13 protein-coding genes are annotated in these 12839 nt (G+C 61.7%); 12 read left to right on the top strand and 1 reads right to left on the bottom strand.

Features of this window, described 5'->3' with window-relative positions; all coding sequences use genetic code 11:
* Positions 1–46 precede the first annotated feature (46 nt).
* Together FDY95_RS11975 and FDY95_RS26585 are read left to right on the top strand one after the other, a co-directional pair.
* The gene (locus FDY95_RS11975) at positions 47–904 is read left to right on the top strand and encodes a dienelactone hydrolase family protein (RefSeq protein WP_138077997.1); all 858 of its coding nucleotides are present in this window, start codon (positions 47–49) and stop codon (positions 902–904) included.
* 2 nt (positions 905–906) lie between these two features.
* The gene (locus tag FDY95_RS26585; protein ID WP_212744892.1) at positions 907–1485 is read left to right on the top strand and encodes a hypothetical protein; all 579 of its coding nucleotides are present in this window, start codon (positions 907–909) and stop codon (positions 1483–1485) included.
* Between the two features lie 59 nt (positions 1486–1544).
* Here FDY95_RS26585 and FDY95_RS11965 read toward each other — a convergent pair whose 3' ends face one another.
* Positions 1545–3119, bottom strand: a complete 1575-nt coding sequence (locus tag FDY95_RS11965) for a M28 family metallopeptidase (protein ID WP_138077996.1) — start codon at positions 3117–3119, stop codon at positions 1545–1547.
* 230 nt (positions 3120–3349) lie between these two features.
* Here FDY95_RS11965 and FDY95_RS11960 point away from each other — a divergent pair, with 230 nt between their 5' ends.
* The 10 genes from FDY95_RS11960 (at position 3350) to FDY95_RS11915 (ending at position 12776) form a co-directional block, all read left to right on the top strand.
* Positions 3350–4144: an alpha/beta fold hydrolase gene (locus FDY95_RS11960; RefSeq protein WP_138077995.1), complete on the top strand. Its 795-nt coding sequence runs from the start codon at positions 3350–3352 to the stop codon at positions 4142–4144.
* Positions 4145–4191: 47 nt separating this feature from the next.
* On the top strand, positions 4192–4482 hold the full coding sequence (locus FDY95_RS11955; RefSeq protein ID WP_138077994.1) for a putative quinol monooxygenase: 291 nt from the start codon (positions 4192–4194) through the stop codon (positions 4480–4482).
* 48 nt (positions 4483–4530) lie between these two features.
* Entirely contained in the window at positions 4531–5019 is a 489-nt protein-coding gene (locus tag FDY95_RS11950) for a phosphoribosylaminoimidazolesuccinocarboxamide synthase (protein WP_138077993.1), read from the top strand.
* 57 nt (positions 5020–5076) lie between these two features.
* A complete protein-coding gene (locus FDY95_RS11945; RefSeq protein ID WP_138077992.1) occupies positions 5077–6888 on the top strand; it encodes an ABC transporter ATP-binding protein in 1812 nt (603 codons plus the stop codon).
* A gap of 79 nt (positions 6889–6967) precedes the next feature.
* Positions 6968–7651, top strand: a complete 684-nt coding sequence (locus FDY95_RS11940; RefSeq protein WP_138077991.1) for a hypothetical protein — start codon at positions 6968–6970, stop codon at positions 7649–7651.
* Between the two features lie 307 nt (positions 7652–7958).
* Positions 7959–8660, top strand: coding sequence for a hypothetical protein (locus FDY95_RS11935; protein ID WP_138077990.1), 702 nt, complete (start codon positions 7959–7961; stop codon positions 8658–8660).
* Positions 8661–9062: 402 nt separating this feature from the next.
* On the top strand, positions 9063–9326 hold the full coding sequence (locus FDY95_RS11930) for a barstar family protein (RefSeq protein ID WP_138077989.1): 264 nt from the start codon (positions 9063–9065) through the stop codon (positions 9324–9326).
* A 159-nt stretch (positions 9327–9485) separates the two neighbouring features.
* A complete protein-coding gene (locus tag FDY95_RS11925) occupies positions 9486–10565 on the top strand; it encodes an SDR family oxidoreductase (protein ID WP_138077988.1) in 1080 nt (359 codons plus the stop codon).
* Positions 10566–10903: 338 nt separating this feature from the next.
* Entirely contained in the window at positions 10904–11875 is a 972-nt protein-coding gene (locus FDY95_RS11920; protein ID WP_138077987.1) for a hypothetical protein, read from the top strand.
* Positions 11876–11966: 91 nt separating this feature from the next.
* The gene (locus FDY95_RS11915; RefSeq protein ID WP_138077986.1) at positions 11967–12776 is read left to right on the top strand and encodes an SDR family NAD(P)-dependent oxidoreductase; all 810 of its coding nucleotides are present in this window, start codon (positions 11967–11969) and stop codon (positions 12774–12776) included.
* Positions 12777–12839 lie beyond the last annotated feature (63 nt).

Below are 12839 nucleotides of genomic sequence, written 5' to 3'. Positions count from 1 at the left end.
CTATATTCAGGCGCCTTTTTCGTTGTCACCTATTCCCTGCTTCCCCGTGGATCAGCGCATCATCAACCTCTTCGACGAGTATACCCACCGCCCGCTCACCCGCCAGGAGTTTATGCGGCGGCTGGTGCAGCTCACCGGCAGCCTCGCGCTGGCCACCACTGCCCTGGGCCTGCTCGACCCGGGCTACGCCGAAGCCGCCACCGTGCCCGAGGACGACAAGGATCTGGTGGCGGAGGACGTGAGCTGGCCCGGCGACGGCACCACCATGAAGGGCTACCTGGTGCATCCGAAGGGCAAGAAGAAGCGCGGGGCCGTGGTGGTCATTCACGAAAACCGCGGCCTGACGCCCCACATCAAGGACGTGACGCGGCGCGTAGCCAAAGCCGGCTACCTGGCCCTGGGCGTCGACGCGCTGTCGGTGTTCGGGGGCACACCGGCCGATGAGGAAAAAGGCCGGGAGCTGATTGGCAAGCTGGAGGCGCCGCAGACCCTGCGCAACTACCTCAGCGCCCTGGACTACCAGCGCGGCCGCCCCGACTCGAACGGCAAAACCGGCTGCGTGGGCTTCTGCTGGGGCGGGGCCATGGCCAATCAGCTGGCAACCCACGACGCCAGGCTAAACGCCGCAGTGGCGTATTATGGCCGGCAGCCCGAAGCCGCGGAAGCAGCCAACATCAAAGCCCACCTGATGATGCACTACGCCGGGCTGGATGAGCGCGTGAATGCCGGTATGGCCGCCTGGGAGGAAGCCCTGAAAAAGTACGGGGTGAAGTACGAGCAGTTCGTGTACCCCGACGTGCAGCACGCCTTCAACAACGACTCCTCGCCGGCGCGCTACAACGAGGCGGCGGCTAAGCTGGCCTGGGAGCGGACGCTGCGACTGTTCAGGGAGCAACTGGGCTAAGCGTGGCTGATTCTCCAGCATCTGTACTAATCGGCCTGGGTTTCTGGTACAGCTTTTACGAGCCAGAGCTACCGGCTCCCTCGGCTTTTATCGACCAGCAATGGGATGCTGCCGAACGGCAAGGGGTTGTGGATTACCTACGCCAGGGCCAGGAGTTGCGCTGCTGGATGGGTTATAGCTGGTGTCGTTTTCACTGCGGAATACCCGACAGCAACATAGGGGCGGCGGACATGACCGATGGCACTTACTGCTGGCCCGCAGGACTGACGCATTACGTGGAGCATCATCATGTGCGGCTACCAGCCTGCTTCGTCGCACATGCGCTGGCACAAACGGATTTCCCAGCAGCTAAAGCGGCGCTGGTTTCCGAAACCACAGAGGTAGACCTGACTTGGTGGTCAGCCCAACCCGGAACACAGGCGGCCCTCGGCTGCTCACCTTTCTGGTTCACGACGCAGGGTGAAGCGTTAGACTTGTTGCGGCGCATCGACCGCAGCCAGATCCAATTCGGGCCCGAACCGGAAAGTCGCGCACAAGCCCGAATTCGCATTGTACAGGCTTTGCGCAGTCAGATGCAATAAACAACGCCCCACCAGTCACGTTGACCGGCGGGGCGTTGCGCATGCAGGTTTGATCAGCCTTATGACTTGGTTGGGGACGCCGTCGGCGCCGCGGGCAGCGGCTTGCGCGGCAGCTTCTGGTCGCGCATGGCGGCGTTATACACGAACGAGGCTACTAGCACCGACGCCTGCTTCAGGTCATCGGGCTGCAGCCGCTCGTAGGTGTCCATGTTGGTGTGGTGGGTGCGGGTGTTGTAGTCGAGGCCGTCCTGGATGAACTGGAAGCCGGGCAGGCCCACCGCGTCGAAGGCGAGGTGGTCGGTGCCGCCGGTGGTGCGGGGCGTGACGGTGGTGGCGCCGAGGTCGGCGAAGGGCCGGAGCCACTCGGCGAAGATGGGCTGCACCTGCTCGTTGCCCTGGGCGTAGATGCCGCGGATTTTGCCCGAGCCGTTGTCGAGGTTGAAGTAGGCGGCCAGCTTTTCGTGCTCGGGCAGCAGCTTCATGGTGGCGGGGTCGCCGAAGTGGTTCTTCACGTAGTTGCGCGAGCCGTGCAGGCCCTGCTCCTCCTCACCCCACAGGGCCACGCGGATGGTGCGGCGCGGCTTCACGCTCAAGGTCTTCAGAATGCGTACGGCTTCCATCATCACGGCGCAGCCGGCGGCGTTGTCGGTGGCGCCGGTGGCGGCGTGCCAGGAGTCGAGGTGGGCGCCGAGCATCACTACTTCGCTCTTGAGTTTGCGGTCGGTGCCGGGAATTTCGGCCACCACGTTGTAGCCCTTCAGGTCCTGGGTCTGGAATTTGGTTTTGGTGTCCATTTCCAGCTCCACCGGGATGCCGGCTTCCACCAGCCGAATCAGCCGCAGCTGGTCTTCGGGCGCCATTTCGATTTCGGGCAGCACGGGCTTGGCGTCGGCGGCGTAGGGGGCGCCGTTGCTGGTGAAGAAAGTGCCGTGCGAGCCACCCCGGGTGCTGAGCACGGCCGCGGCGCCTTCCTGCATGAACATTTCCGTCATTTTGGTGCGCAGGGCGGCGCGGGCGCGGAAGGCCGTGCGGGCCGCCTCGTCGCCGCCTTCGCGGGCGGGGCGAGGCTCGGCGGGCGCGGTCATTTTCTGCAGCTCCTCGTCGGTATAGCGCTTGGCGTCGGCCGTGAAGGTGGTTTTGGGCTCGTTGGCTACTTCCGTCAGCACGATTTTGTCGCGCAGCTGGCCTTTGTACTTGTCGAGGTCGGCCTCGGTGGCGGCTTTCACCAGCACCACCTGCTTTTTCAGCACGCCGTTGGTGCCGGGCGTCCAGGCTTTCGGCGCCCCGATCATGGCGTGGTAGTAGGGCGCCGTCATGGCCACGTAGGACTTCTCGATGTCCCAGCCGCGGCCGAAGTCGCCCCAGGGCTCAATTTTCGCGTTGGAAAGGCCCCACAGCGCCATTTGCTTCTGCGTCCACTCGTTGGCGCGCTTCAGGCCCTCGGAGTTGGCGAGGCGCGGGCCGCACACGTCGGTCAGGTAAAAGGCCGTTTCCATGACCTTGGAGCGGTTCAGGCCCTCGTCGCGGATTTTGGCCAGGGTGGCCGCATCGACTTTTTCGGCGGCCTGCTGGGCCAACGCGGGCGCCGTGGCGCTGAGGCCGTAGGCGACGGCCAGGTAAAGGAGTTTTTGCATGGGGGCAGCGAATGGGTTTCGGTCGTGTAAGGACCGAAGAAACGCGAAAGGGACGAGGTTTCCACGGCGGCGTTGCGCGGCGTGCTCTTCTCCCGATTTGGGCCGAAAAAACGGACAAGGGGCAGCAAATGGATTGCGGCAAGTTGATACTTTCCCAATATGAAATTGACTTGCATCAACCACCAAAGCTTCCTAATATCATAGGCAGGAGATGTCAACTGCAACTGGCCATGAGTGTATTGAAACGCAACAACGTGCACGTAGCCGGTCGGGGGCAGCAAACCTTGCTGTTCGTCAACGGCTTCGGCTGCGACCAGACCATCTGGCGCTACATTCTGCCGGCGCTGGCCGAGCAGTACCGCTTGGTGCTCTTCGACCACGTGGGGGCGGGCCTTTCCGATGCCAAGGCTTATGACCCGACCAAGTACGCCTCGCTGCAGGGCTACGCCCAGGACGTGCTCGACGTGTGCGCCGAGCTGGCCCTGACCGACGTGACGCTGGTGGGCCATTCCGTCGGGGCCATGATCGGGGCGCTGGCGGCCATTCAGGAGCCCGCCCGATTTCAGCGCCTGCTGCTGCTCTGCCCCTCGCCCTGCTACCTCAACGAGGCCGATTACCACGGCGGCTTCGACCGGGTCGATATCGACAACATGCTCAGCTTCATGGAGCGCGACTTCGTGGAGTGGGCCGATACGTTTGCCCCGCTCATCATGGGCAACCCCGACCGCCCTACCCTCTCGGCTGAGCTCATCCACAGCTTCTGCCAGAACGACCCGGTCATTGCCAAGCAGTTTGCCCGCGTCACCTTTCTCTCCGACAACCGCTCCGACCTGGCCCGGCTGCACACGCCCTGCCTGCTGGTGCAGTGCGCCGAAGACCTGATTGCCCCGCTGGAAGTCGGTGACTACCTGCACACGGTCCTTCCCGACTCCAAGCTGGTGACGCTGCCGGTGAGCGGGCACTGCCCGCACGTGAGTGCCCCGCGCGAGACGCTGGCCGCTATGGAGGCGTACATGGCGGCCTGAACCAGCGCGGAAAAGCCTACTTTGCCGCATCCATTCCCGCCCGCGCCATGACCGTCGAATACATCCGCTACCGCATCAGCGCCGAGCAGCAGCCGGCCTTTGTCGAAGCCATCCGCGCCGCCAACGAAATGCTGGACGCCGCGCCCGATTGCCTGCGCTACGAGCTGACCCACTGCGAGGAAGACCCTGCGCGGTTTGTCTGGCGCATCGAGTGGATTTCGGTGGAGCGGCACCTGCAGGGCTTCCGAAAGAGTGCGGAGTTCCCGGCGTTTTTTCAGCTGGTGAAGCCGTTTTACGAGGGTATTGAGGAGATGCAGCACTACGCGGTGGTGGCGTGAGCAATTAGCCCCATTACATCTGCGGGCCATGTTTGATAGAGTATTCTTATGGAAGACAACAGCGTTTTTAAAACCAAAACGGGTTACTGCCACGTCCTGCCCGACAATATTGTACTGACCCGGGAAGGCGCCATCGGCCAAGCCGCTGAGGCTGTTGCTGGAAATAACATAGCTCGTCCACTCGCCTTGTATGGCTTGTTCACTGCGGGCTTGGCATACTTAGCTTATGACTACTACTTACAAGCCAACTATGGGCTTACCGGCTTCTTCAGTTTGCTGGTAGTACTGCTTGCTTACGGGATTCTACGCAGCCTGAATAATTCTGCGCAGCCAGTACTGGATCGGAAACATATCCAGAGAGTTTCCTTTCGCCCCGGGCTGCCTGGCCTGACCAGAGCGCACTTTGAAGTGACCTTTTTGGATGCGCGGGGCAAGCAGAAAAAGCGGCTCATCATGTTACCTGGCTCTTTGTCTGACGGCAAAGCTGAAACTGAAAAGGCCGTATCAATCATGCGTGCAGAGAAACTGCTATCATAACCCCACTCCCCTACCACTCGTCTAAACCGGCTACACCACCTACCGCGTAGCCGTTTTATGAGTCTCTGGGAAATTATCAAGCGCCTGTTTCCGTACGTGCGGCCCTACCGCGGGCTCATCATTGCCACTTTGCTGCTCACGCTGGTGGGCTCGTTGGCGGCGCAGGTGAATCCTTTCGTGCTGCGCTACACGGTGGATACGGTGCAGCGGCTGCTCGGCCAGAACGCCACGCTGGCCCAGGGCATGCCCCTGCTGCTGGCGGTGAGCGGGCTGCTGCTGGGCAAGGAAATCATCAACACCCTGATCCAGTTCGGGCAGAAGTTCTACGGCGAGAAAATCCGCATCAACGTGTCGAGCAACCTGATGCACGACGCGGTGGCGCGGGTGGTGAACTACCAGCTCGGCTTCTACGCCGACACCGGCAACCAGACTGGCAAGCTGCAGACCCGCATCGACCGGGGCGTGGAAAGCCTGATGAAGCTGGTGCAGAACTTCTTTATCGACATTCTGCCCTTGTTCGCCAATTCCATCGTGGCCTTGGTAGTCATGTTTATGGCCAACGTGTACGTGGGGCTGGTGGCCGTGGCGGTGCTGCCGGTGTACTTCTGGCTCAGCTACCGGCAGGCCGACAAGCTCAACGGCACCCGCCGGGCCCTGCGCGGCCTGCGCGAGGCCCGCAGCCAGGGCCTCGTGAACCTCATCGATTCGGCCGTGGTCATCAAGAGCTTCGTGCGCGAGGACTACGAGGCCGAGAAGCAAAACCGGCAGCAGGACGCCCTGCAGGAAGCCCAGCTGCAGACGCGCAAAACCAACTTCCTCTACGACGGCCTCAAAACCTTTACCGAGCAGATCGGGGTGGTGCTCATCATCATCCTGACGGCCTACCTGGTGCTCGACCGGCAGATCAGCATCGGGGCCATCATGTTCCACATCCTGCTGTTCAACAACGTGTCGGCCCCGATCCGGCAGCTGCACCGCATCTACGACGAGATGAACGACGCGCTGACCTACTCCGAGGGCTTCTTCGACATCCTCGACGCCCAGGACGCCCAGGAGCCCACCGGCCCGCTGCAGCCCACGCACCTGCAAGGCACCTTCGACATCTGCAACGTGGACTTCACCTACCCCAGCGGCACCCAGGCCCTGCACGACGTGTGCCTGCGCATCGAAGCGGGCAAAACCACTGCGCTGGTGGGGCTATCGGGAGCAGGAAAGAGCACCATCATCAATCTGCTCTGCAAGTTCTACGAGCCCCAGCGCGGCCAGATGCTGCTCGACGGCCAGCCCCTGGCCGACTACGATACCCACGCCCTGCGCCAGCAAATCGGGCTGGTGCTGCAGAAAAACCACATTTTCAAGGGTACCATCGAGGAAAACATCCGCTACGGGCTGATGGATGCGACGCTGGAGCAGATTCAGCACGCGGCCCGGCAGGCGTATCTGCACGAGCAGATCATGGACCTACCCAAGGGCTACCAGTCGGACGCCCAGCAACTCTCGGGCGGGCAGCAGCAGCGCATTGCCATTGCCCGGCTGTTCCTGAAAAACCCGCCCATCATCTTCCTCGACGAGCCCACCGCCTCCCTCGACGCCATTGCCACCGAGCAGATCAAAAACTCGCTCGACGCTATTAAAAAGGGCCGCACGGTGGTCATCATCTCCCACTCGCTGGCCCAGATTGTCGACTCCGACGTCATCTACGTGATGAAGCAGGGCCGCATGGTGGAAAGCGGCACCCACGAGCAGCTCTACGATATGCGCGGCACCTACCGCGAGATATTCGACGCCTCGGCGCGCAGCCTCAACATCGAGAAGCTGGCCCGGGTGCTGGTGGATGACGGGGACGAGGTGGAGGATACGGCGGCGTGAGAACCTAGGAACCTTATCAATGACTATCAATTAACTTCGTATTATTCTTCACCAACCCTCATCTTACCGGAAGGAAGTAATGGATTTTGATTATACAGTCAGAAAACTTGAACAACAATACAGGAATGTAGACAATGGAGACACTGAGGTGTGGTTAAAAACTACACACTCTTTTATCATTGAACACTTCGGCCCATTAGCACCTAGAGCTCGTAATTTCGCAGATCTAGTCCATGACTATCAAATCAAAAAAATAACAGGCATAGAACCAAAAGATATTGTTATATTCAAAAATAAAGCACTAGAGTATATAGAAAATAACATCAGTTACTTAAATGAAGCAAAACAGCGCGAACGAGAAAAACTACTTTATATAAAAAACACAGAAGCAAATTCTAAGGTAAAACCCACAAATATTCCTGATATAAAAACAACAACTAACACTGTAACTAAAACTCAGTTGCCTTTGGGAATGTCTGCAGAGCTGTTTTGGACACTATTTTCTGGTTGTATTGTAGCAGCTTTCTTTATAGGACAGCTTTTTGGAGGCGCCAAATTCGACAAGGAAAAGAGCGACTATTATGATGAAATAAAAAATTTAAAGGCAAATCAAAAGGGACTAAACAAAATTATATCAAAGAATACCATTGACATGCATTACAAAGACAAGAGAATAACCATCCTCCGCGATAGTATAAAAAACATATCCAAAGATTTAAACAACCTATATCTATATATAGGCAATTTACAAGAAAAAAAGTAGTTTACTCCCCACTTAACGCGCGTTTAGCACAGTATAATTCGTGACCAGCCTTGACGGGGAGGCTGCGCCTCCCCTGCCGCGCCAGCGGCAAGCCGGTACCGTTCCGGACGGGCGTCATCGTGCTGGCGGGCGAGTTGGAAACTCGCGGCCTATTCCGGCACGAGTTACGCTGCCCTAAACGCGCGCCAGCTAACCACTAAAAATATTCCTGCCCGGCCCATTTGCCCAACTTCTAAAACCCAATAACTTACGCCCGGTCCGGCCTCGCCGGGTCGGGCTATGTTTTCCACATCAATCCGTTACCCGCATGCCTGCTTACCAGAGTTATTTCGACAATTTTTTTGCCTCGCTGCCCATTTCGCGGGCCAACTTCAAGGAGCTGGGCGCCTCCACCCTGCGCACCCTGCGCGAGGCCAAGTTGGGTGCCGCCTTTGACCCGCACGAAGACGCGCTGCAGGCGGCCCTCAACGGCTTCGACGGGAGCCTGCTCGACGCCGACGAATCGACTACGGGCGACACGGAGGCCTTCCGGACGGCGCGCCGGCAGTGGCTCACGTTCGTGGACGATACCATGAAGGACTACGTGACGCCGAAGCTGCGCAAGCTGCCGGTGTACGCTGATTTCAAGAAATACCAGAAGACCAAGCTCAGCCAGCTGCCGCAGGTGGAGCTGCTGCAGCAATCCAAGCAGCTGCTGGAGCTATACCAGGCGTATGCCGCCACCATGAAGTATCCCGAGCTGCCCGCCGAGGCCGACGCCGTGTATCAGCAGCTAGCCCAGGCCCACGCGGAGCGCGACACCAACGAGGCCACCATCGGCAAGGCCCGCGTGGCCTTGTCGGGCGACTGGCTGGCCCTGGCCCGGGCGCTGCGCCGCCTCAAGGCCCAGCTGGAGCTGCGCTTCGAGGAGCCGGCCGAGGTGTACCGGTTCTTTGATTTCGGGCGGGTGAACAAGGGCGCTTCCGTTCGCAAAGCTGCCAAACAAGCAGCCGCTCCGATGGCCGGGTAAGCCGCCACGCCCGTTCCACAGTACTATCAGCCGTTTCCGCCTAGGCGGGGGCGGCTGATTCCGTTTATGGTAGTGCCCCCGCCTAGGCGGAGGGGTCTTCCCAAAGGGCCGAAATGCCCCCCCGCCTAGGCGGGGGCAGCTTTCAGCGGATAAAGAATTGTCGCCGCCTAGGCGGCAAGATGTTTTTAGCGCTTGAAAGGGCATTCCGCCTAGGCGGGACTGGTTTTTTGTACTGCCTCAGCGCCTGCCGCCCAGGCGGGAGCGGCTATTGGCAAGGCTGCCGGCCTTGCCGCCCAGGCGGCGCAGGGGGCGTTGCATCCGGTACGCCGCCGAAACGGGGGCGGCACCCGACTCCGAAGCGGCTGCAACCGTACTAGCTGACCCAATGTTCCTTCATCTGCCATGACTCTCGACCTGACCGGCATCACCAGCAAAGCCGCCATTCACCAACTGTTCAAGGAGCAGCTGGGCTTTGAAGACTGGTACGGCCCGAGCTGGGACGCTTTCTGGGACTCCGTTGTGGCCATCGTGGAAATGCCGGAGCAGCTTACCCTGACCAACTGGGAGGAGTTTGCCCGCTGCTGCCCCCGCGACATGCAGATTCTGCGGCAGGTAATCCAGGATTACGCGGTGGAAATGGCCCCGAAGCGCATCGTGCTGGCCTGACATGCCGGGCAATCCGCAGGCGGCGGCCCGCGGCGTACCGGCCTTCGATGGCCCGTTGAGCGGCGTTCGGTAGCCACCCACCGGCAACCATTCCCGGCTTCAGCTGTTCCCAAGGCTTCTACCGCGCAATTCCGTGCCGGTACAGCCTCGAACAGCATCATGACTTCTGACTCCAATAATATTGCCTTGGTCGTGGGCGCAAGCGGCATCATCGGCAGCAACCTGGCCCAGGAGCTGCTGCGGGGCGGCTGGATTACCTACGGCCTGGCCCGCAACCCCGGCACCGACGTGGCCGGCCTGCGCCCGGTAGCGGCCGATTTGCTGGACCCGGCCGGCCTGGCCGCGGCCCTGGCCGAGGTGCAGCCCACCCACGTGTTTATCACCAGCTGGCTGCGCCAGGACACGGAGGCCGAGAACATCCGCGTCAACGCCGGCATGGTGCGCAACCTGCTCGCGGCCCTCTCGCCGAAGGGCACGGTGCAGCACGTGGCGCTGGTGACCGGGCTGAAGCACTACCTCGGGCCCTTCGATGCCTACGCCAAAAGCGGCACGCTGCCGCTCACGCCCCTGCGCGAGGAGCAGCCCCGCCTGGCCCTCGACAACTTCTACTACGCCCAGGAAGACGAGGTGTACGCCGCGGCGGCCCGCGACGGGTTTACGTGGAGCATCCACCGCCCGCACACCGTCATCGGCAAGGCCGTGGGCAACCAGATGAACATGGGCACCACGCTGGCCGTGTACGCCACCATCTGCAAGGAGACTGGGCGCAAGTTTCAGTTTCCGGGCTCCGAAGCCCAGTGGAACGGCCTCTCCGACGTGACCGACGCCCGCGTGCTGGCCAAGCAGCTGGTGTGGGCCGCCACCACCGACGCCGCTCGCAACGAAGCCTTCAACATCGTCAACGGGGACGTGTTCCGCTGGAGCTGGCTGTGGCCGCGGCTGGCCGCCTGGTTCGGCGTGGAGGCGGCGGGCTTCGACGGCGCCGTGCGCCCCCTGGAAGCCGAGCTGGCCAATGACGCCGATTTGTGGCGCGCCATTGCCGAGCGCCACGGCCTGGCCGAGCCCGACCTGAACCGCCTGACCTCGCCCTGGCACACCGACCTGGACCTGGGCCGGCCGCTGGAGGTGATGACCGACATGACGAAAAGCCGGAAGCGGGGCTTCCTGTTGTACCAGTCCACGGAGGACTCGTTTTTCGACCTGTTCGAGCAGCTGCGCGCCGACCGCCTGATTCCGTAGCCGACTGCTCGGCTGCCCGTGCGCCGCTCCTGAGTGCTCCTGCGCGAGCAGTCAGGAGCGGCGTTTATTTTTAGCCGGTCCCACGTCTTACCGGCCAGAAAGCACCCCAGCGGGCCGGTCTGATTCCGTACCAACCGGGGCCGAGCAACCACCAGCCACGCAGATGCCGCCTTCGCATGGCCGGCGGGGCGGTTAGGCGAGACAAGGACCGTTGCCGCACTCGACAACGCCCTTCCCTGCCCATCTTTGTGTTGCGCCGCCCCTCGTCGCGGGCGTGTTACCTATCCGTTTGCCGTATGTCGCCCCTGAAGCGCCTCGTTCTTCTCCTCCTTCTGAGCTTGCCCGCCACCCTGGCCCTGGCCCAGAAGACCCCGTTCAACCTCCGCACCCTCACGCTGCCCCGCGAGCTGGCCGACAAGAACAACCAGTTTTCGGGCCTGTACCTGCGCGGCGCGCAGCTGCTGCTACTCTCCGAAAGCCGACTGCAGGAGCGGGCCGAGGCCAAGGTGTACGCCGTGGACCTGGCCAGCGTCGACCAGCAGCTCACCGACAAGACCCGGGAGCTGGCCTATAAGAAGTACGCCATTCAGGGCCTGGAGCAGGTGCGCGCCCGACTCGACAGCGCCGGGCAAACCTACGAGGGGCTGGAGGGCCTGACTATGCTCGGCGACGTGGCCTACATGTCCATCGAAACCACCACGCCCTCGGCCTACTGCTACCTGATCCGGGGCACGGTGGACGACGCCGCCACCCGCATCAGCCTCGACCCGGGCTACCTGGTGCCGCTGCCCAAGCCCGCGCCCACCAACGGCACCCACGTGCACAACGCGGGCTTCGAGTCGCTGGTCGGCTACCACCAGCAGGTGCTGGCCCTATTTGAGTACAACTACTTCGCCCGCGACAACTACGCCTTCGAGGTGCCCACCACGGCCTCGGGCGAGGTGCCGCGCTACGTGCCGGTGGCCCGCCTGCCCTTCCGCGTGACGGACATGGTGAGCGTGGGCCCGGACCGCTTCACGGCCATCAACTACTTCTACAAGGGCGACGACGACGCCGTGTACCGCCCCGCCGCCGGGGATGCCAACGCCCGCCTCGTGCAGGAAGGCAGCGGCTACAAAAACTACTGCCGCCTCATCAGCGTGCGCTACAAGGGCGGCAAGCTGAGCTGGAAGCCGCTGATGGAGCTGCCCGCCGAATACATGACCTACAACTGGGAAGGCCTGGCGGGCTACAAGGAGGGCTACTTCCTGATCAACGACAAATACGGCCCCTCCAACCAGTCGACGCTGGTGTACCTGCAGAAGAAGTAGCAGCGGGCTGAACTTCGGCCAAGCCCGACCATAACCGGGGTGCGAACTGGTGCGTTAGGCTGTAGCTACAACCAAACGTCCTTATTCCATCATGGCAACCACCCAAACGGCCCTGATTACGGGCGGCACCAGCGGCATCGGCCGCGAGCTGGCCAACTGCTTCGCGCAGGACAAGCACAACCTCATCCTGGTCGCCCGCAACGAGCAGGAGCTGGCCCAGACGGCCCAGGAAATCAAGCAGCAGTACGGCGTGCAGGTCACCACCATTGCCAAGGACCTGTTCCGGCGCGAGGCCCCGTTCGAGCTCTACGACGAAGTCAAGGGCCAGGGCCTGCGGGTCGACATCCTGGTGAACGACGCCGGGCAGGGCCAGTACGGCACCTTCGACACCACCGACATTCAGCGCGAGCTGGACATCATTCAGCTCAACTGCGGCGCCTACGTGGCCCTGACCAAGCTCTACCTGCAGGAAATGCTGGCTCGCCAGGAGGGCAAGATTTTGCTGGTGGGCAGCATTGCCGGGCAGCTGCCCGGCCCGCTGCAGGCCGTCTACCACGCCACCAAGGCCTTCGTCAACTCCTTCGCGACTTCTATCCAGGAGGAAAACAAGGACAGCAAGGTCACCATCACCAACCTGCTGCCCGGCCTGACCGACACCGACTTCTTCAACAAGGCCGACATGACCCGCGCCGAAAACGTGGCCGAGAAGAAAGGCATGATGCAGCCCGCCGACGTGGCCAAGGACGGCTACAAGGCCCTGATGGCCGGCCAGAACCGCGTCATTTCGGGCCTGATGAACAAGGTGCAGGTGACGGCCAGCAACGTGATTCCCGACGAGCTGGTGGCGGCCAAGGTGCACACCGAGAGCAAGCCCGTCGACGGCGACGAAAGCGCCAAGTAGGCGGCACGCAACTCATACAGAAAAGCCCGCCCGTACGATACGGGCGGGCTTTTTTAGCGGCTC

The organism is Hymenobacter jeollabukensis (genome assembly GCF_005771675.1).
GTDB classification, from domain to species: domain Bacteria; phylum Bacteroidota; class Bacteroidia; order Cytophagales; family Hymenobacteraceae; genus Solirubrum; species Solirubrum jeollabukense.
The sequence above is the reverse complement of the archived record's forward strand: the minus strand, read 5'-3'. Positions and strand labels throughout refer to the sequence as shown.